This is a genomic window from Planctomonas sp. JC2975 (assembly GCF_012985205.1).
Lineage (GTDB): Bacteria > Actinomycetota > Actinomycetes > Actinomycetales > Microbacteriaceae > Humibacter.
Window position 1 is genome coordinate 2,446,914 of sequence record NZ_JABEKS010000001.1, and the last position, 19,829, is coordinate 2,466,742.

14 protein-coding genes are annotated in these 19,829 nt (G+C 66.9%); 3 read left to right on the forward strand and 11 right to left on the reverse strand.

Annotated elements, in window-relative coordinates:
- Nucleotides 1-79: 79 nt before the first annotated feature.
- Genes HII28_RS11125 through HII28_RS11150 form a run of 6 tightly spaced genes read right to left on the reverse strand, consistent with a single transcriptional unit; the run spans nucleotide 80 to nucleotide 9,455 of the window.
- Nucleotides 80-2,245, reverse strand: coding sequence for an RICIN domain-containing protein (locus HII28_RS11125; protein ID WP_170025454.1), 2,166 nt, complete (start codon nucleotides 2,243-2,245; stop codon nucleotides 80-82).
- A 56-nt stretch (nucleotides 2,246-2,301) separates the two neighbouring features.
- Nucleotides 2,302-3,699, reverse strand: a complete 1,398-nt coding sequence (locus HII28_RS11130) for an alpha-L-fucosidase (RefSeq protein ID WP_170025455.1) — start codon at nucleotides 3,697-3,699, stop codon at nucleotides 2,302-2,304.
- 13 nt (nucleotides 3,700-3,712) lie between these two features.
- Nucleotides 3,713-5,668 carry a DUF2264 domain-containing protein gene (locus HII28_RS11135; RefSeq protein WP_346769273.1) on the reverse strand — a complete coding sequence of 652 codons (1,956 nt, stop codon included), beginning with the start codon at nucleotides 5,666-5,668 and terminating at the stop codon, nucleotides 3,713-3,715.
- A 44-nt stretch (nucleotides 5,669-5,712) separates the two neighbouring features.
- On the reverse strand, nucleotides 5,713-7,380 hold the full coding sequence (locus HII28_RS11140) for an extracellular solute-binding protein (RefSeq protein WP_170025456.1): 1,668 nt from the start codon (nucleotides 7,378-7,380) through the stop codon (nucleotides 5,713-5,715).
- Between the two features lie 52 nt (nucleotides 7,381-7,432).
- Nucleotides 7,433-8,374 (reverse strand): carbohydrate ABC transporter permease, encoded by a 942-nt coding sequence (locus HII28_RS11145; protein WP_346769274.1) that lies wholly within the window; start codon nucleotides 8,372-8,374, stop codon nucleotides 7,433-7,435.
- Nucleotides 8,364-9,455 (reverse strand): ABC transporter permease subunit, encoded by a 1,092-nt coding sequence (locus tag HII28_RS11150; protein WP_240977335.1) that lies wholly within the window; start codon nucleotides 9,453-9,455, stop codon nucleotides 8,364-8,366. The genes HII28_RS11145 and HII28_RS11150 overlap by 11 nt, the downstream gene beginning before the upstream one ends.
- A 266-nt stretch (nucleotides 9,456-9,721) precedes the next feature.
- Between HII28_RS11150 and HII28_RS11155 the strand changes: the two genes are divergently transcribed.
- The 3 genes from HII28_RS11155 to HII28_RS11165 all read left to right on the forward strand — a co-directional run bounded on the left by HII28_RS11155 (nucleotide 9,722) and on the right by HII28_RS11165 (nucleotide 14,498).
- Nucleotides 9,722-10,717, forward strand: coding sequence for a hydroxyacid dehydrogenase (locus HII28_RS11155; protein ID WP_170025457.1), 996 nt, complete (start codon nucleotides 9,722-9,724; stop codon nucleotides 10,715-10,717).
- Nucleotides 10,718-10,788: 71 nt separating this feature from the next.
- A complete protein-coding gene (locus HII28_RS11160) occupies nucleotides 10,789-11,886 on the forward strand; it encodes a LacI family DNA-binding transcriptional regulator (RefSeq protein WP_205864633.1) in 1,098 nt (365 codons plus the stop codon).
- A gap of 113 nt (nucleotides 11,887-11,999) precedes the next feature.
- Nucleotides 12,000-14,498, forward strand: coding sequence for a polysaccharide lyase 8 family protein (locus tag HII28_RS11165; RefSeq protein WP_170025459.1), 2,499 nt, complete (start codon nucleotides 12,000-12,002; stop codon nucleotides 14,496-14,498).
- A gap of 97 nt (nucleotides 14,499-14,595) precedes the next feature.
- Here HII28_RS11165 and HII28_RS11170 read toward each other — a convergent pair whose 3' ends face one another.
- From HII28_RS11170 to dnaK, 5 genes are all read right to left on the reverse strand, one after another.
- Complete coding sequence (locus HII28_RS11170; protein WP_170025460.1) at nucleotides 14,596-15,291, reverse strand: SGNH/GDSL hydrolase family protein; 696 nt, start codon at nucleotides 15,289-15,291, stop codon at nucleotides 14,596-14,598.
- Between the two features lie 73 nt (nucleotides 15,292-15,364).
- Nucleotides 15,365-15,787, reverse strand: a complete 423-nt coding sequence (locus HII28_RS11175) for a MerR family transcriptional regulator (protein ID WP_170025461.1) — start codon at nucleotides 15,785-15,787, stop codon at nucleotides 15,365-15,367.
- A 116-nt stretch (nucleotides 15,788-15,903) separates the two neighbouring features.
- Nucleotides 15,904-16,905 (reverse strand): DnaJ C-terminal domain-containing protein, encoded by a 1,002-nt coding sequence (locus HII28_RS11180; protein ID WP_170025462.1) that lies wholly within the window; start codon nucleotides 16,903-16,905, stop codon nucleotides 15,904-15,906.
- Nucleotides 16,906-17,092: 187 nt separating this feature from the next.
- Complete coding sequence (locus HII28_RS11185) at nucleotides 17,093-17,758, reverse strand: nucleotide exchange factor GrpE (RefSeq protein WP_170025463.1); 666 nt, start codon at nucleotides 17,756-17,758, stop codon at nucleotides 17,093-17,095.
- A gap of 2 nt (nucleotides 17,759-17,760) precedes the next feature.
- Nucleotides 17,761-19,623, reverse strand: a complete 1,863-nt coding sequence (gene dnaK / locus HII28_RS11190; RefSeq protein WP_170025464.1) for a molecular chaperone DnaK — start codon at nucleotides 19,621-19,623, stop codon at nucleotides 17,761-17,763.
- Between the last annotated feature and the right edge of the window lie 206 nt (nucleotides 19,624-19,829).

The window sequence follows — 19,829 nt, forward strand, 5'->3', positions numbered from 1 at the left end:
TCATCAGGAAGCTTCCCGCCGGAGCGGGGCAGGTGGAAGGAATGCTCCACCTGCCCCGCTCGTGGTGGGGAGTCGGCCGCTACCGCGCGGCCAAGGTGACGTACTGGCCGGCGTCACCCGGGGCTTGCTGCGCGAGCCGCATCCGCCCAGCCGCGAACTGGAGTGCGAGCCCGCTGTTGCGGTTCACGAGACGGTACGTCGTGGAGCCGGCCACCGAGGTGCCGTGGGTGGCGACGCGCTGCAGGTACCACTGGTCGCTTCCGCCGGTGGATCCGAGGCTGGTCGACGACATCGCAGTTCCGTTGGGCTGCTGGTCGCCGACCTTCGCGACGGCGCCCATGGCCCTCTGCGCCGCGATCCCGTCACCTGCGATCTGCAGGTCCTTGCCGGTCGCCGGGTTCACGAGACGGAAGAATCCGCTGTTCTGGCCCGTCGAATTCGGATCGGCAACCGGCACGAGTTGCCACGACGACGAACTCGTCGCCGCGCCGTTGCCGCCGACCAGGGACGGTCCGCCGTTGGCGTTCACCGCCTTGCCGCCGACGCGGAGGATGTACGAGCCGTCCGCCGTGACGGCGTTGCCGTCCGTGTCGCTCGGCACGTACTCCTTGCTCGCGACCGACCCGTCGGCCGCTGCCGTCTGGTCGATGTCCACCACCGTGCCGTTCAGGTCGGAGATCGTCAGGAACGAGCGTCCGGTGACGTTCTGGTTCGTCAGGCTGCCGTCGTCGAGCGACGTGAGGTATCCACCGTTCGATCCCGTCGGCATCGTGCCGACGACCTTCCACGAGTTCGGGTCGCCGAGGTCGGCGGTCTCGTACACGTTGCCGTCGTATCCGACGATGCGGTACATCCCGGCGTAGGCGTTGTAGCTGATCGCTGACTCGTTGTTCACCGCCGGCAGGTAGATGTGTCCCTGCGCGTTCTTGAAGTACCCGCTGCCGGTGATCAGGTCGACGGTCTGCGATGCACCCGTCTTCGGATCGGTCTGCGTGACGTAGAGGCCGCCGGTGACGGTCTTCACACCGTTCACGTACACATCATCGAGGACTCTGATCCACATGTTCATGCCGGTCGTCGGATCGGTGTACTTCACGGTGCGGCCCGGCACGGCCTGACCCGTCGCGTTGTTCACCATCGTGTGCGCCAGCGTGTTCACCGTGTAGGAGTTGCCGGAGTCGTCGGAGAAGACGGCGATGTGGTCGCTCTGCACCTGCGCTCCCTGGTACGACACCGCGGAGTTCGCTCCCGTGCCGTTCCACGAGATCGCATCGGTCGTCGGGTCGTACGCCACGTTCAGTCCGCCGATGGAGTTCACGTTGCCGTCGATGCCACCGATGCCGGGCTGCGACCAGGCTCCGTCGTACCACTTCTGCCAGGTGCCGGATGCCATGCCGCCGCTGATCGGCGCGCGCGCCATCTCGGTCCAGCTGGCCAGTGTCGACGACGCGGGCTTCTTGTAGATCTTGACGTTGTAGGTGATGTAGAAGTACCCGGACGAGTAGTCGACGTAGAGCCGGCATCCGGAGTTCCCGAACGGATACGACGTGCCGGGAGACGCCGCGCCGTCGATGACCTGGTCGTCATCCCATGCCGAGGTGAGTGCCGGTCCCGCGTACTGCCATGACGCACCCTTGTCGGTCGACGTCGCGAGCAGAATGCGGTTGTTGTGGTTCGCGGTCGCGATCTTCTGGGCCACCGTGGCCGTAGGACCGGACGTCGACCACGGGTCGAACTGGAACTCGTCGTTGAGCAGCGCATGCCAGGTGCCCGCCTGATCCACCCGCACGCCGATCACGTCGCAGTGGTCGTCCTGCTGGGGCGACGGGACGGGGTGCGTCCCGTCCTTGTCGAGCTGGTAGCAGATGGTGCCGGGATCGGCGTAGTACGCGGCTGCCGTCTTCTTCGTGGTCGTCGTTCCCATGCCGGAGCTCACCGCGCCGAGATCGGTGTTCGTGAACGTGTTCGCCCACGCGTGCGCGGGATTCGTGTCGTACGGCGTATCGCCGTTGGACCAGTGGAACTGGCCGTCCTTGTCGACGAACGCCGAGCCGGCGATGTCTGACAGGAGTCCGCCGTTGAGCTTACCGGTCTGGGCTGCCGTGTACTGAGGCGGGGTGGTCGCGCTGTCGGCGAACCCCGCTGCGGGCACTGCGGCGAGCACCGCGGTGGTGACGACGGCCAATGGAGCGAGCACGCGGATGCGTGCCGACACGCGTCGTCGCGGGCCGGGTTTGTGGTGCATGGTGCCTTCCTTTCGTCGAACTATGGATGGGTGGTGCTCGGGAGCCTTCGACCGGGTCAGAGCTTTACCGACGCGGTCTTCGCGGCAGCCGGTGCCTCCGCCACGTCGGGGTTGACCTCGACGGTCTGCCGCTGTGTCTCGTCGCGCTCCACCTCGATGGCGTAGACCAGCGGAACGGATGACTCGCGCGGCACGTCGACGGAGATGGTGCGCTCGTCGAGCAGCCGGGCCTCGACCGGTGCGCTCGTCGCGAGCGCCGTCACCGACCGCAGCCGGGTGCCGACCGGGAGAACGGGCTTGATCACCCCGGTGACCGGGATCCTGGTGACGATCGCGTAGGTCACGCCCGTCTCGGCGTTGTGCGTGTAGTGCCCCCAGCCGGGATAGTCCCAGTCGCGCGCCATTCCGCAGCCGTGGATGGCGGCGCCGTTCACCTCCATCCAGTCGCCGATGGCCGCTGCGGTCTCCACCTCGAAACCGGGGAGGGCGCCATCACCCATGGGGCCGAAGTTCAGGAGCAGATTGCCGTCGAGGCTGACGATGTGCGCGAGCTGCTCGATGAGCTCGCTCGGCTTCTTCCGCGACGCCGCGGCAGCGGCTCCCTCGTGGTAGCCCCACGATCCCTGCGGGATGGTCATGCACGCTTCCCAGTCGTGCGCGGCGACGGAACGGTCCCAGGCGTCGGGGAGCCTGCGCTCGTATCCGCTGAAGAAGTCGCCCATCATGTCGCCGTTGGAGTCGTGGTGGCGGGCGCCGTGCTCGTCGGCCCGCAGCCTGCTGTTCACCATGACGCCCGGGATGAGCTGCTTCAGCATCCGCTCCACCTCGAGGGTCCACCAGCCGTTCGCCTTCACGGATTCGTCCCACGTGCCGTCGAACCAGAAGCCGCGAACGGTCGGATACCTGGTGGCGAGTTCGCGCAACTGGTTCTGCGCGAACTCGAGGAACCGGGCGAAGGCGATCTCGTCGTCGGGGCTGTCGATGCGGTAGCGCCAGTCCGGATGGTGCCAGTCCAGAACCGAGTAATAGAGATGGACGGCCAGTCCCTCCTCCTCGTACGCCTCGACGATCTCGCCGAGCAGGTCGCGTCCGTGCGGGGTGGCAGCCACCGTCGTGTCGCTGAACGCGCTCGGCCACAGGCAGAACCCGTCGTGGTGCTTGGCGGTGACGGTCACGTACCGTGCCCCCATGGCCTTGGCCGTGCGGGCCCACGCCTTCGCGTCGAAGTGCTCGACGGTGAAGTCCGCGGCGATCGCCTGCCAGTCCGCGTCGTCGATGCGGGCCGACTTGGGCAGGAACTCGGCCGCGAAGTCGTAGGTCGTGCCGTTCCAGGCGCCGGCGGGCAATGCGTAGAGCCCCCAGTGGATGAACTGCCCGAAGCGATCGTGCCTGAAGGCCCTGATGGTCGGATCGTCGCGGCGTTCCAGAGTCTGTGCGCCGTACTGCAACTCCATGCGGATGTTCACCTCAGAGGTTGGCGGACTTGGGGCCGGTGTGGTGGTCCCACGGCACGAAGGTCACGAGATCGCAGTCGACGGTGGATCCGTTCGTCCAACGCACGCGCACGGTGCTGCCCGCCACTTCGACGTCGACGGCGGATGCCCACTCGTCGGGCCGCGGATCCTCGGTCGTGGTGAGCACGTGCAGCGTGACGAAGACGCTCGATCCGTGCACGGTGCTGCCGAACAGCGCGGGTGTCGCCGAGTGCGGGCCCATGGCGTTGGCGCCCTGGTAGCGGAAGACCACGGCTTCGTCCCAGCCGTGCAATCCGATGACGGCCGCGGTCACGGATTCGGCGCCGCGCACCCAGGCGGTCGAATCCGAAGCGTCGCCGCCGAGCGGCTCGGCATCGGCCACGGCGAATCCGCCCTCGCGGACCCTGCGCACGACTGGCGACTCGACAAGGTGGGCGCGCACCTCGTAGATCCCCTCGACGAACGACACCGTCGTCACGGAGCACCCGTCGAAGAGCTTGCGGTACAGCTGCGGCAGGTGGACGGATCCCGCGACGGTGCCCTCGACGCGGGATCCCCGAATGGCGCTGCGCCGACTGGCGTTGCCGTCGTCGTCGAGCAGCGCGAAGTGGGAGTCGACGTTGTCGTTCCACGCCTGGGCGGTGCCCGGCGCCGTGTGCGTCGAGTACGCGAACTTCGCGTAGTGCGGATCGTCGGAGTCCACATCGCGGCCCACCGGGATGCCGACGTGGTCGGTTCCGTGGTTGACGAGCCGCACGATGCCGTCTCCTGGCGACGCGAGGACGAATCCGGTGTCGGGCATCCCGGCCTGGAAGGCGTTCCCGTCGCTGGGCTGCTCCTGCTCCGGCTGCGTCCACACCGGCGCGTCGGCGGGCAGCGCGAGGCCGAGGAATCCGATGCCGGCGAGGTACGGAGACCCGAAGCCGCTGTAGTCCTGGCACATCGGTTCGAACGGTTCGTACCAGCCGAGGCCGAGGGGACCGTCGACGCCGACGCCCTTGTCGGTGAAGCGGGAGAGAACACCGGATGCCAGGCGCCGCGTCGTCCCCGGGGACAGCGGATTGACCCCGGAGATCTCCGCGCACCACAGCGAGGCGAGCACCGCCGTGCGGTACGTGAGCGACCGGCCGAAGTGCAGCACCGATCCGTCCGGCGCGAACATGCGCGAATACGAGCCAACGAAGGATGCGAGGCGCTCGAGGTGGCGCTGCCCCTCCAGCGTGTCCACCGTGTCGGTCATGCGGTACCACGCCCAGAGATAGGGGTGGATCGCCCACGCGTTGTAGTAGTCGATCGAGTGCTCGGGTCCGTCCGTGTACCAGCCGTCGCCGAGGTACCACGACTCAACCCTTGCCACGTTCCGGTGACCGATCGTTCCGCTGACGTCCTCGCCGACCGAGCGGAGGAATCCTTCGGCCATGGCGGGGAACAACTGCCAGTTGTTCTGCCACACCTCTGCCCTCGCATGGTGCAGAAGCCAGGTCGCGAGCTGGCGCTGGTCGTTCCGGCCGAGACGGTCCCAGAGCTTCTCACGGGTGACGTGCAGGCCGAACGCGATGTTCGCCGCCTCCACGATGGAATTCGTCACCCCGGGCAGCGGGGTGCGACACGTGACCCCTGTCGGCCATTCCTCGTCCCCGCCCGGACGAGTGCCGGCCAGCAGCGCTCTCGAATACCACTCCAGTTGTTCCTCGGCCGCTGCGTCGGACGCGCCGGCGATGCGCGGAGCGGCGAGCAGGAACGACCTGCCCACCGTCTCCATGCATTCGCGCCGCACTCCGTCTTCGGTCACCCGACCGGGAAGCCGGGTCATCGCGCCCTCTGGACTGGAGAAGCTCCGCACCTGCGACAGCCAGTGGTCGGCCACCGCAGTCCAGTGCTCGCGCCCCCAGCCCGTGCTCGGCGATCGCTCGAGGTCGAGCTCCGGCAGACGCAGGCCACGTATCACTGTCACTCCTGGTATTTCGATGGGGCCGCTGACGGGACGAGTGCTCAGGACGACGGGGTCGCCGTCGAGCCGCTCTTCGAGCCCTTCATGGCCTTCTGGTATTCGGAACGGATCTGGTCTCCACCGCCCGACTTCCAGTCCGAGACGGCGCTCTTGAGCTGGGCGAGTGAGCTGCGGCCCGCGATGTAGTTGTTGGTGGCGTCCGTCATCGCCTGCGACAGCGTGAGCCCCTTCTGCGCGTTCGTCGGGCTGAACAGGTTCGCGGTCGGGTCGGCGACGCCGATCGGGATCAGCTTCGAGTAGGCGCTGTGCAGCGTCTTGATCGCGTCGGGGAACTGCGGAGAGTACAGGGCGTTCGGACCGGCGGCCAGATACTTCCACGGCACAGCGGTGTCCAGCGCGGCCTGATCGGTCGCGATCGGGTTGCCTGCGCTGTCCAGCTTGTAGTCGGCGCCCTCGACGCCGTAGTTCATCAGCAGGTACTCCTCGCTGCCGAACGGAGCCGCCAGGAAGTTCGCCACCTGCAGCACGAGCTTGATGTGGTCGGAGCTGCCCTTCTTCACCATCGTCCAGGCGAAGTCGATGTTGTCCAGCCAGGTCATGGCCTTGCCGCCGTTGGCGCTGAACGGGATGAACGGGGCAGCCTGGTTGTCGGGGTTCGCGGCCGGCAGGGTCTGCTGGTATCCGCCCGGCTTGCCGTACGCGGGAAGCCCGTCGTAGATCTGGGCGACCTTGCCGGAGATGAACGCATTCGACATCTGCGACTTCGTCCAGCCCTCGCTTCCTGGAGCGATCACGCCGGCCGCGTAGAGCTTCTGCACGTACGAGATGGCCTCGATCCATTCCGCGGTCTCGTAGTTCTTGACGAGCTTGCCGTTCTTCTCGGTCCAGTTGAACGGCACGTGGAAGATGTGCATGAACGGCACGAGGCCGAAGTTCGTGCTTCCGAACGCCCACTGGTTCGCACCCGTGAGCTGCTTCGCGAGCGTGAGGTAGTCATCCGCACTCGCGATCTTGCTGGTGTCGGAGACGCCCGCCTTGGTGAAGTACGTCTGGTTGATGAAACCGGATCCGCCGGTCATGCTGCGGGGGATGGGCACCCCGTAGAGCTTTCCGTTCTGCACCGTCGGTTCCCAGAACGCCTGCGGGATGTTCGCCAGGTTCGGGTACGCCTTCACCTTGTCGCCCGCGAGGAAGGGCGTGAGGTCCTGACAGGACGACTCGAGGAACCCGATGATGTTCGGGATCGCCGTGGCGTCGTTCAGGATGAGGTCCGGCAAATTGCCGCCGGCGATGACGGTGTTGAGCTTGGTGTCGTAGTCGCTGCTGGACACCGACGTGATGTCCACCGTGCCGCCGAGACGCTTCTCGATCGCCTGCCAAGCCGGGTTGCTGGAGCGGTCGGTGGGCGGCGGTCCGAAGATGTTGGTGATGCCGGTGACGGTCTTGCCCTTCATGAAGGGGCTCGCCACCGAACGGAACGGGTTCTTGGGGTAGTTGAAGAACGCCGCGGGAACGCCCTCGGCCGTGGCCGCCAGATCGGCGGTGAGGCCCTTGACCGGGGTGTAGCTCGGCAGAACCGAGGTCGAGACGCTTGACGCCTTGAGCGCCGTCTGCGAACCGCAGCCGGCGAGCGAACCGCCGGTCACGACAGCCAGCGCACCGAGTGCCGTGTAGGAGAGGAAGGTGCGCCGGGTCGTCTGGGTGGACATCGACGGCTCCTTTCGTGGGTTGATGGTGGGTGATTGAGGGGGAGACGAAATGTCAGCCCTTGACGGCGCCGGTCAGGACGCCCTTGGTGAAGTACTTCTGCAGGAACGGGTAGACGAGCAGGATCGGAACGAGACTGATCACGACGACGGCCATCTCGATGGCCTGGGACGGTGCCGAGATCTCTCCGACGGTCGCCGTGTCGAGCGGGGACCCGAGCAGCACGTACTGCCGCAGGATCATGGCCAGCGGCCACTTGTCGCTGTCGAGGTAGAGCATCGCGTTGAAGAACGCGTTCCAATACGCGACCGCGTAGAACAGTCCGACGACGGCGAGCACGCCCTTCGACAGCGGCAGAACGATCGTGGTGAGGATGCGGAAGTCACCAGCACCGTCGATCCGCGCCGCCTCGAACAGTTCCTGCGGCAGCCCCATGAAGAACGAGCGCACGACGACGAGGTTGAACGCCGACACCAGCACGGGGAGGATGAGCGCCGCGTAGCTGCCCAGCAGCCCGAGCTGCTTGACCATGAGGAAGCTCGGGATGATGCCGGGGCTGAACAACATGGTGAAGAGTGCGACGAGCAGGATGAACTTGCCGAAGGCCAGGTCGCGACGGGACAGGCCGTACGCCATACCGACCGTGGCCGCCAGCGACAGGATCGTGCCGATCACGGTGATGAGGATGCTGCGCACGAGCGCCGCCGTCACGACCCCGCCCGCAAAGATCGTCTGATACGCGGCGAAGGTCGGATGCAGCGGGAAGAGCACCAGTCCGTTCGCGTTCGCGATGTCCGTGCTGTCCGACAGGCTCGTGGAGATGACGGTGAGGAACGGATAGATCGTCAGGATGCTGATCACCACGACGGCGATCACCTTGCCGACCCTGCCCAGTGCCGAGGGCTTCTCCATCCACGCGGGGCGGGCATCCACGGCACTCGGGCGCCGCTTGCGTTGCGCCGGCTTCGTCTGAACGAGAGCGGTTTCACTTGCCACTGGAGTAGACCCCTTCCTGACCGAACAAGTGGGCGACCTTGTTCGCACCGAGCACGAGCGCCAGGCCGACGATGCCCTTCACCAGGCCGACCGCCGCGGCCGGACCCCATTGGCCGTCCTGGATGCCGTGGTAGTAGACCCACGTGTCGAGAACTTCACCCGCACCGGGGCCGACGTTGTTGCGCTGCAACACGATCTGCTCGAATCCGACGGAGAGGATGCTGCCCAGGTTGAGGATGAACAGCAGGATGATCACCGGCATGATGCCCGGCAGGGTGATCTTCCACAGACGCGTCCACGGGCCTGCGCCGTCGACGGCCGCAGCCTCGTACAGCTCCTGATCGATGTTCATGAGCGCGGCGAGGAAGATGATCGTTCCCCATCCGGCGTCCTTCCAGATCTCCTGGATGGTGACGAGGAACGGGAAGAACGCCGGCGTCGTCATGGCGTTCCACTGCGGGAGACCGAGCATGTGCAGGAGGTTCGGCACCACTCCCGACGCACCGAGCACCTGGCTGAAGATCGAGACGATGATGACCCAGCCCAGGAAGTGCGGCAGGTAGACGACGCTCTGCACGAACTTGCGCACATTGCTCGACAGGATGCTGTTGAGCAGCAGCGCGAGCGCGATCGGCACCGGGAAGAACAGCACGAGCTGCAGGGACGTGATCACGAGGGTGTTGCGCAGCGACTGCCAGAACGTCGGATCTCCGAAGATCGTGACGAAGTTCTCGAACCCGGCCCACGCACTGTTGATGAAGCCGAGATAAGGCTGGTAATCCTCGAACGCGATGATGTTGCCCGGCAGCGGCAGGTAGTGGAACAGCACGAAGTAGAGGAAGCCGGGCGCGATCAGCAGCAGCATCACCTTGTCGCGCTTGATGCGCTGCCAGAGCGTCTTCTTGCGCACCGTCCGCGCCGTGGCGCTGCCTGCAACGCCCTTGCTCGTGCGGGTCGCCTGCAGCGCACCCGACCCTCGCGAGGCATCGGCGCCGTGACGTGAGGCGCCGCCACGACCGGAGGCTCCGGCCGCCTCGGACGACGTCGAGTCGTCCGCCAGCGTCTGGCTGTAGCTGCTCATGTGGTCCCTAGATCTGCAGCTCCGCAAGGGAAGCATCATTGATTCGCTTGACCGCCGACGATAGTAAGCGGTTTCTTTCGGACGACCGTAACAGCAGCCTCGCCAGGATGTCAACGCGAGCCGTTTCGCCGAAATTGTTCTGCAATCATGCAGAAACAAGGGGAAGTTGCACCGGTCCTTGCGTGAACGCCCGTTGATTCAGATACAGTAAGCGATTACTACGACCCATCGAGAGGACCTGTCGAAGCATGGACGAAGGCGCCCGAATGCCAGCGATCTTGGCGATGAGTGAGGCTTCGCTCGCCGAGGTGTTCTCGCCGCGTGCGCTTGCGCGACTGGAGCGTGCTGTCGAGATCGTCGGGCCTCGTCCGATCACGGAGTTCCGCTCGCCGGAGGCCCGCGCCGCTCTGGCCAACGCCCGGCTCATGGTGACCGGGTGGAACCCGCCACGAGTGGACGCCGCGGTCGTCGCCGCTGCACCGAACCTGCGAGCGATCGTGCATGCAGCGGGAACGGTGAAGACGTTCCTGTCCGAGGACGTCTTCCGGAGCGGAATCCGTGTCTCGAGCTGTGCCGCAGCGAACGCGATCCCCGTCGCGGAATTCACGTTCGCCTCGATCGTGTTCGGCATGAAACGAGTCGGACGGTTCTCCGCACGCCTGCGAGCCACCCATGCCCCGCGTGATGTCTCCGGCATGCCTCCGATCGGGGCGAGCGGCGTCACCATAGGGCTCGTCGGAGCCTCCCGTGTCGGCCGCGAGGTGATCCGTCTGCTCAGCGGACTCGACGTGCGCGTGCTCGTCAGCGACCCGTATCTTCCGGAATCGGATGCCGCACTCCTGGGCATCGAGCTCACGGATCTGCACGACCTGTGCCGGCGATCCGATGTGCTCAGCCTGCATGCACCGCTGACCCCGGAGACGAGGCGGATCATCGGGGCGGCCGAACTCGCGCTGCTCCCCGACGGCGCCGTGGTGATCAACACGGCTCGCGGACCGCTCATCGACACGGCGGCGCTCACCGCCGAACTCGTCTCCGGCCGCCTCGACGCCTATCTCGACGTCACAGATCCCGAGCCGCTGCCGAAGGACTCGCCCCTGTACGACCTGCCCAACGTGACCCTGACCCCGCACATCGCAGGCGCACTCGGCAATGAGGTGCTGCGGCTCGGCGACCTCGCCGTCGACGAGATCGAGCGACTCGTCTTCGGTGCCCAGCTCAGGCACGAGATCCGCTACGGCGATCTCGCCCGGATCGCCTGAGACTGGGGCTCCGACCGATGGCCCGACCGCGGAAGAATGCAGGTGCACACGACCCTGGGAGAGGCGCGACGATGAACTCCGACGCACCACGCGGAAAAGCAGGCACCACACGTATGCCCACCATCGACGACGTCGCCGCCCACGCGGGAGTCTCGACGGCGACGGTCTCGCGCGTGCTGAACGGGAACTATCCGGTGGCCAAGCACACCCGCGAGAAGGTGCTGGAGGCCGTCGCCGAGCTGCGCTACACGGCCAACGCCCACGCAAGGGCTCTTGCCGCTTCCGCGACCCGCACCGTCGGCATCATCGTGAACGATGTGGTCGACCCGTTCTTCTCGTACATCGTGCGCGGCGTCGAGCAGGAGGCGACGCTCAGCGACAGGCTCTGTCTCGTGGCCGCCGCACGAGGCGGCAGCGGCAGGAGCAGCCGCGACGAGGAACTCGAGCTGATCGACCGGATGCGCGAACAACGCGCGGACGCCGTGATCGTGGTCGGCGGCGCCTACGACGACGAGGGCCTGCGGCGCAAGATGGCGGATCGGGCGCGGGCACTCGCCGACGTCGGATCCGTTCTCGTGCTCTGCGGCCGCCCTTCGCTCGGAGACTCCGTGCCGACGAAGATGGTCGGCTACGACAACGAGGGAGGCGCCTTTGCGCTCACCGAGCACCTGATCGCGCAGGGCCACCGACGCATCCTGTACCTCGGTGGTCCTCCAGGGCTCTCCACCACCAGCGCGCGGCTCCAGGGATACCGTCGCGCCCTGCTCGCTCGCGGCATCGCACCCACGGATGATCTCGTGCACGAGGGCGCCTTCGGCCGCCATTTCGGCTACACCCGCATGCGCGAGCTGCTGCAGACAAACCTCTCCTACACCGCGGTCTTCGCAGCGAACGACCTGGTGGCGGCAGGCGCGCTCGAAGCGCTCACGGATGCCGGCATCCGCGTTCCGGAGGACATCTCGCTCGTCGGTTACGACGACATCCCGCAGTCGTTCGAGCTGCGACCCAAGCTGACGACCGTGCACGTACCGCTCGAGGAGATGGGACGCGAGTCCGTGCGCATCGCGCTGCACCGCGAGGATGCGTTCGACCGCCAGTCCGCCAACGAGGTCGTCGTCGGCACGCACGTCGTGGTGCGCGAATCCGTCGCCCCGCCGAGGGAGGCGTAGCCGGCGACACCACCTCACGCTGCCGCCCCGATCCCGGCGATCAGAGACCCGAACTCTCCTTGTCGTAGCCAGACCTCGCCATCCGATCTCGAGGACGAGAGAAAGAGAGAACCATGCACGGCAACGAAACATCCGGAGTCGACGCGAGCGCCGGCGCATTCACGCTGTCACGTCGGAGCCTGCTCATGCTCGCCGGCGCCGGAGCGCTCGCCACCACACTGATCGGCACGACTTCCGGAGCGCTGAGCGCCTCGGCGGACACGGCGGACATCGCGGTGCCCACGCTCGCCGACCTGATCGCCAGGCGGGCGACGATGCTCATCGGATCGGGCAACGCCGACGAGGTAGCGGCCCTGGCGGGCACCCTCGCGCGCATCTCCTCCGACGCGACGGCATCCTGGTCGGCCATGACCCTGAGTGCCGGTGCGCCCGGCCTGTGGGCCGACCTGCCGCTTCTCGGCATCGCCGCCGCGACGGCGACGGGCAACATGGGCGTCACGTTCGATCGAGTGCTCAGCCTCGCCAAGGCCTGGGCGACGAAGGGCACCGCTCAGTTCGGTGATGCGCAGCTCGCCGAAGACCTGGTCACAGCCCTCACCTGGCTGAGCACGAACTCCTTCGTGGCCGGAAAGGCGGCGGCGGGCAACTGGTGGTTCTGGGAGATCGGAGTGCCGCGCGACGCCGCCGACACGCTCGTCCTCCTCTACGACGAGGTACCGGCTCCCGTGCGAACGAGCCTGCTGGCAGCCGCCAGGTACTTCGCGCCGAACCCGAACTATCGCGGCAGGGGCACGAGCCTGGCCGAGACGGGCGCCAACCGGAGCGACAAGGCGCTCAACACGGCGCTCCGCGGCATCCTCGACGACCGGACTGACGAGATCGCCATCGCGAGGGACGCCCTCAGCGACGTCACCGGCAACAGCCGCAACAGCCTCTTCGCCTACGTCACCTCCGGCGACGGGTTCTACCGCGACGGCTCGTTCGTGCAGCACACCTACCTTCCCTACGCCGGCACCTACGGAACCGTGACGCTCTCGGGTGTCGCCTCGATCCTGGCGCTGCTGGGCGGCAGTACCTGGGCCGTCACTGATCCGAACCAGTCCGTGTTCCTCGACTCCATCCAGAAGACGTTCCAGCCGTTCGTGGTCGGCGGACGCGTGATGGACACGATCCGCGGAAGGGCCGTATCACGCGAGAAGGAGCCTGACTACGTCGACGGCGCCACCCTTGTCGCCTGCACGCTCCTGCTCGCGACGGGCGCACCGGCGCCGTATCAGGCTCAGTTCCTCTCGCTCGCCAAGGGCTGGCTGCAGCAGTGCACCGACGTCGACCTCGTCGGCGTGCCCACGCTGACCATCGCCCAGGCGCTCCTCGTCGCCGGCGTGCTGTCGGACGACTCCGTGCAGCCTGCACCGGCCCCGGTGACCACGCAGGCGTTCGGCGATCAGGACCGCCTCGTTCACCACCGTCCGGCCTGGTCATCGGTCGCGAGCGTCTCGTCCAAGCGCATCGGACGCTACGAGTGGGGCAACGACGAGAACAACCTCGGCTGGTACCAGGGCGACGGCATGCTGTTCGTCTACACGCCGCAGTCGGATCCCGCCCACTTCAGCGCGGACTTCTGGCCGACGGTGGATCCGTACCGCCTGCCGGGCACGACGGTGAACGACGAGACCCGCGCGTCGGGCGCGGGCGGAGCGGGCACCGGCATCCCTCGGGCGTTCCAGGCCTTCGCGGGCGGACTCGCTCTCGAGAACCGGTGGGGTGTTCAGGGCATGGACCACCTCAACTTCGACAAGACCCTCGCCGGCAAGAAATCGTGGTTCTTCCTCGATGACGGGGTCGTGTGCCTCGGCGCGGCCATCGCCGGATCCGGCGGCCACGATGTGCTCACCACCATCGAGAACCGCTCCTACGCCGCAGGGTCCGCCCCCGTGCTGCGCGTCGACCACGCCACGAAGAAGCCTGTGGCAGGCAACGCACCGCTCGCCTTCACCGGCAGCCTCCACATCGAGGGCTACGGCGGGATCGTGCTGCTCGACGCCGAAGGCGTCTCCGGCACCCCGCAGGTTCAGATCGTGCATCGTGAGGGAGCCTGGTACGACATCAACTCCGGAGCGGATACCGCCGGCTCGACGACCGTGCGGCAGCGCGACTACGTGACGGTGACGCAGCCGCACGGCACGGACCCGACGTCGGGCGGATACGCCTTCCTCCTGCTCCCGACCGCCGCCCACAGCACCACGTTCTCGACGCAGGCGCAGAAGCCGGTCAAGGTGCTGGCCAACACGGCGGCGAGCCAGGCGATCCTCGACACGAGAACCGGCGTCACGCTCGCCAACTTCTTCGCCGTCCCCGCGAATGCCGTGAAGGGGATGCAGGTGAGCGGCCCGTGCTCCGTCGCGGTGCACAGGGACGGAGACGTCGTGACCGTGGCGCTCGCGGATCCGAGCCGCACGCAGTCGACGGCGACACTCGTGCTTCCCGACACCGGATCGTTCACGGTGCAGCAGGCGGACGACGGCGTAACGGTGACGGGATCCGCCCCGCTCACCCTGCAGTTCGCCCTCGACGGTCATGGGCACGCGAAGCAGATCGTCCTGACGCGCTGAAGCACAGCGGGCCGCGTCGCAGCGTCGGCGTGGCCCGCTCGCCCCTCACGGTTCGCACCACGACTCTTGCTCGATCCGACAGAGGCGAGCGCCGCCGCTACACGAGGTGCTGCTTCTCCAGCTGCTGTTCCACCGCAGCCGCGATCGTCAGCTGTCCGTCCGAATTCGGATGCACGTCGTCGGACTGCATGTATCCCGGCTTGTTCAGCAGGGGCGTTCCGATCTCCAGGTAGTACCCGTCGACGGACGCCGTCGCGGCGTGCATGTCGTCGTCGATCTCATCGAGCTGACTCGGCGGCTCGTTCTCGTTCCACACCGGACTGACCGCCACGATGATCGTGCGCGGGAGATCGTGGCGGAGGGTCTGCATGGCGTCGATCATCGACTGCTGCACGTCGGATTCCGAGACGCCGAGGTCGTTGCTGCTGCCGGAGATGACGACCATCGACGGATCGAACCGGACGGCCTCGGTGACCTGGTCGGCGAAAATCCCGCCGCTGTTGCCCTTGGTGACGAATCCTGCGCCATCGGTGGAGAGATTCACCAGTCGCCATCCGTTGTACTCGCCCAGCACATAGGGCCACGCCTGATAGACCGAGTCCAGACCGTGGCCGTTCATGATGGAGTCCCCGATCGCGACCACCGTGCTGGCCCTGGCCGTGGATCCGCTCGTCACCGGATGCCGGTGCACATTCGCGTTCAGCGCCGTTGAGATGGCGAGGGCACCGCATCCGATCACGGCTGCCGCAGCGCAGGTGATGAGCGCGAGCGCTGCGAGGGGCGTCTTGGCCATGCGGCCGATGCTAGGGACGGATCCTCTCTGCTGGCTGACACCGCGCATCCGCTCGCCCGCTTCTGCCTGAGTGCTACTTCTCCAAGGGCCGCCACACGACGACCTGGTTGCTGCGACGCACCCGAGTGCCGGCCCGCAGAGACACCACTTCGCCCTCGGACCCCGCGGCGAACACCCGCCTGCCCGGCCGATTGAGCAGCTCGTCTGCGAGCGCGCTCTCGAGCTCGCGCACCCGCTCGTTGAGACGCGTCACATGGTTCTCGAGCTCCAGAATGCGGCGGATGCCCTCCAGGCTCACTCCCTCTGAGCCCAGCCGCGACACCTCCCGCAGCTGCACGACGTCGCGCATCGAGTAGCGCCGGGAACGCCCGGCCGTGCGCTTCGGGCTCACCAGCCCGAGCCGGTCGTACTGACGCAGCGTCTGCGGATGCATGCCGGCCAACTCGGCGGCCGCGGTGATCGCGAAGACGGGAGTCGTCTCGTTCAGTTCGACCATCGCCGTTCACCTCGCTCTCTTTCGGTACCGCTCATTCGGCGCAGTCCATGCCGCCCGACGGTCCGTGTACTGCCTGCGTACGCGATGGCGCCGCCGCTACGCGTTCGGCACGCCGGTCAGCGCGCCGCTGCCCTCGCCTTCGCGAGCAGCTCATCGCGCGGGTTCTCCTGCGGCAGGGTCTCCTCGAACGCGTGCAGCGCTTCCTCGCCCGCCTTCGTCAGGTGCGACGGAACGACGATCTGCACGACGGCGAGCAGGTCACCGGTGCCGCTCTTGGTCGAAACGCCGCGTCCCTTGACCCGCAGCACGCGTCCGCTCGGCGTTCCCGCAGCGACCTTGAGCCGAACGGTGTCTCCGCTCAGCATCGGCACCTCGATGGTGGCGCCGAGCGTCGCTTCACCGAAGGTCACGGGCACCGTGACGCGCAGGTTCAGGCCGTCCCGCTCGAACACCGGATGCTTGCGCACCGACACGGTCAGGTAGAGGTCACCGCGCTCGCCGCCGTCCGGCGACGGTCGTCCCTTGCGGGGCACGCGGATGCGCTGCTTGTCCGAGACGCCGGCCGGGATCCGCACCTTCACGGTCTCGCCGTCGACTGTCAGGTGAACGGTCTCGCCGCTGACCGCGGTCTGGAAGTCGATCGTCGTGGATGCCGTGACGTCCTGGCCCTGCGTCGGGCCGCCGTATCCGCGGTATCCGCCCGTCGACTGGCCGAAGCGTCCGTTGCCGAAGAGACCCCCGAGCAGGTCGTCGTATTGACCGCCGCCGCCCTGCTGGAACGTGTACGACTGGCCGCGGCCGCCCTGGCCGAACATGCCGCCGAAGACGTCCTCGAAGCCGCCTGCGCCCTGGCCGCCGCCGGGTGCGGTGAAGCGGGCGCCGGATCCCATGGCCCGGATCTGGTCGTACTCCTTGCGCTCCTCCTCGTCGGAGAGCACGGAATACGCTTCGCTGATCTCCTTGAACTTCGCCTCGGCCTTCGCGTCCCCCGGATTGGAATCCGGGTGGTACTGGCGCGCGAGCTTGCGATACGTCTTCTTCAGCTCGGACTGCGATACGTCCTTGGAGACACCGAGGACCTTGTAGAAGTCCTTGTCGAACCAGTCCTGACTGGCCACCCGGCACCCCCTTCCTTGTGTTGCTCTTGTCTGTATTGAGTTGAGGACCGCCGCTGCCGTTGGTCGGGCTTTCTGCCGCTGGTCGAGCTTGTCGAAACCAGCAACCCGCCGGTCGAGCCTTCCGAAGCCGCTCTTCCTGGTTTCGACAAGCTCGACCGGCGGTGCAGGCGAGTCCGTTCTGCCGGTTCTACGCGGGAACCGCGACGACCACCTTGGCCGCACGCACGAGCGTGGAGCCGAGCGTGTAGCCCACCTCCACCACGTCGATGATCGTGGGCTCGGTCACGCCGGGAGACGGCTGCTGGAAGATCGCCTCGTGCACGTTGTGGTCGAAGACCTCACCGGCCGCACCGAACGGCGACAGTCCGAGCTTCTCGGCCGCGCCGCGCAGCTTGCCGGCGATGGTCGCGAAGGGGCTGTCGCCCTCGAGGTCCCCGTGCTTCTCCGCACGGTCGAGGTCGTCGAGCACGGGCAGGATCGCCTTCGCGGTGTCGGCGACGGCGCGCTCGCGCTCCACCTCGCGGTTCGCCTCGGTCCGCTTGCGGTAGTTCGCGTACTCAGCGGTCACCCGCTGGAGGTCGGCGAGCCGCTCGGCAGCGAGTTCCTCTGCGCTGGTCTGGCCGGAGAGGAAGGCGAGGTCGACGTCGGAGAGCGAGGTCTCGACATCCGGTCCCTCGTAGCCCTCGCCGGTGTCGACCACCTGCTCGTGCTCGAGATCACCGGTCTCGGCGGCGGAGCCCTGCGACTCCGCCGCGTCATCCGGCTGACGAACCTTTCCCGTTTCGGGGTCGATGCGCCGCTTGTCGCGGATCACCGGCTCCTCGTGTTCGTTCGATTCGTCCTTCTTCGCCATGACTACTTCTTCTCGTCCTCGTCGTCCACGACCTCGGCGTCCACGACGTCGTCATCAGACGACGACTCCGGCTCGCCTGCCGGCTGCTCGCCCTGCGGAGCGGATGCGTCGGCCTGCGCTGATGCGTAGATCGCCTCGCCCAGCTTCTGCTGGCTGGCACTCAGCTTGTCGTATGCGGACTTCACGGCCTCGTCGTCGTCACCGGCGAGTGCGGACTTGAGCGCGTCGACGTCGCCCTGCACGTCGTCCTTCACGTCGGACGGCAGCTTGTCCTCGTTGTCCTTGATGAGCTTCTCGATCGAGTAGACCATCTGCTCGGCGCTGTTGCGCACCTCAGCGGACTCGCGGCGCTTCTTGTCTTCTGCGGCGTGCTCCTCGGCCTCGCGCACCATGCGCTCGATGTCGTCCTTCGGCAGCGACGAGCCGCCGGTGATCGTCATCGACTGCTCCTTGCCGGTGCCCTTGTCCTTGGCGGACACGTGAACGATGCCGTTCGCGTCGATGTCGAACGTGACCTCGACCTGCGGGATCCCGCGCGGAGCCGGCGCGATGCCGGTCAGCTCGAACGTGCCGAGCGGCTTGTTGTCACGGGTGAACTCGCGCTCACCCTGGAACACCTGGATGGCCACGGACGGCTGGTTGTCATCCGCGGTCGTGAAGGTCTCGCTGCGCTTGGTCGGAATGGCCGTGTTGCGCTCGATGAGCTTGGTCATGATGCCGCCCTTGGTCTCGATGCCGAGGCTCAGCGGGGTGACGTCGATGAGCAGGACGTCCTTGCGCTCGCCCTTCAGCACGCCGGCCTGCAGAGCGGCGCCGACGGCGACGACCTCATCGGGGTTGACGCCCTTGTTGGGGTCCTTTCCGCCGGTCTCCTGCTTCACGAGCTCGGAGACGGCCGGCATGCGCGTCGATCCACCGACCAGCACGACGTGGGCGATGTCGCTCACCTTGATGCCGGCCTCCTTGATGACGTCCTGGAACGGCTTCTTGGTGCGGTCCAGCAGGTCGCTGGTCATCTGCTCGAACTGGGCGCGCGTGAGCGTCTCGTCGAGGTTCGCAGGGCCGTTCTCGGTCAGCGACAGGTACGGGAGCTGGATGCTCGTCGACATGCTCGACGAGAGCTCCTTCTTCGCCTGCTCAGCGGCTTCCTTCAGACGCTGCAGCGCGATCTTGTCACCGGAAACGTCGACGCCCGTCGTGTCCTTGAACTTCTTGATCAGCCACTCGACGACGCGCTGGTCCCAGTCGTCACCACCGAGGCGGTTGTCACCGGCGGTCGCGCGCACCTGGATGGTGGAGAAGTCGTCGTCCTTGCCCACTTCGAGCAGCGAGACGTCGAACGTTCCGCCACCGAGGTCGAAGACCAGAATCAGCTCGTCTTCCTTGCCCTTGTCCAGGCCATAGGCGAGCGCCGCAGCGGTCGGCTCGTTGATGATGCGCAGCACGTTGAGGCCCGCGATCTCACCGGCCTCCTTGGTGGCCTGGCGCTCGGCGTCGTTGAAGTACGCGGGGACGGTGACGACGGCGTCCGTCACCGTGTCGCCGAGGTACTGCTCCGCGTCCCGCTTGAGCTTCTGCAGGATGCGCGCGGAGATCTCCTGCGCGGTGTACTTCTTGCCGTCGATCTCCTGCGTCCAGGTGGTGCCCATGTGGCGCTTCACCGACGAGATCGTGCGGTCCACGTTGGTGACGGCCTGGCGCTTCGCGGTCTCACCGACGAGCACCTCGCCGTCCTTGGTGAACGCGACCACCGACGGAGTGGTGCGGAATCCCTCCGCGTTCGCGATGACGACCGGCTCGCCGCCCTCGAGCACGGCGACCACGGAGTTGGTCGTTCCGAGGTCGATACCTACTGCACGTGACATGTGTTGTGTTTCCCTTCCTCGGGCGCACGTCGGTGCACCCTTGTGGCCCGGTGCCTTCTGCACCCGCGACCGAAGTCATGGAACGAGACCCGGTACTCCAGGCGTCGCGGCGTGAAGATACTTGAGTCTCGCAGACTCAACTTATGTCACAGCCGAGTGCGTGTCAAGCGCGACCGGACAAAACTTGAGTGCACTTATATCAACTT

Coding starts and splice junctions, on each gene's coding strand:
- HII28_RS11165 (WP_170025459.1), top strand. CDS start 12,000: ATGCACGGCAACGAAACATCCGGAGTCGACGCGAGCGCCGGCGCATTC.
- HII28_RS11170 (WP_170025460.1), bottom strand. CDS start 15,291: ATGGCCAAGACGCCCCTCGCAGCGCTCGCGCTCATCACCTGCGCTGCG.
- HII28_RS11125 (WP_170025454.1), bottom strand. CDS start 2,245: ATGCACCACAAACCCGGCCCGCGACGACGCGTGTCGGCACGCATCCGC.
- HII28_RS11130 (WP_170025455.1), bottom strand. CDS start 3,699: ATGGAGTTGCAGTACGGCGCACAGACTCTGGAACGCCGCGACGATCCG.
- HII28_RS11155 (WP_170025457.1), top strand. CDS start 9,722: ATGCCAGCGATCTTGGCGATGAGTGAGGCTTCGCTCGCCGAGGTGTTC.
- HII28_RS11160 (WP_205864633.1), top strand. CDS start 10,789: ATGAACTCCGACGCACCACGCGGAAAAGCAGGCACCACACGTATGCCC.
- dnaK (WP_170025464.1), bottom strand. CDS start 19,623: ATGTCACGTGCAGTAGGTATCGACCTCGGAACGACCAACTCCGTGGTC.
- HII28_RS11150 (WP_240977335.1), bottom strand. CDS start 9,455: ATGAGCAGCTACAGCCAGACGCTGGCGGACGACTCGACGTCGTCCGAG.
- HII28_RS11185 (WP_170025463.1), bottom strand. CDS start 17,758: ATGGCGAAGAAGGACGAATCGAACGAACACGAGGAGCCGGTGATCCGC.
- HII28_RS11175 (WP_170025461.1), bottom strand. CDS start 15,787: ATGGTCGAACTGAACGAGACGACTCCCGTCTTCGCGATCACCGCGGCC.
- HII28_RS11140 (WP_170025456.1), bottom strand. CDS start 7,380: ATGTCCACCCAGACGACCCGGCGCACCTTCCTCTCCTACACGGCACTC.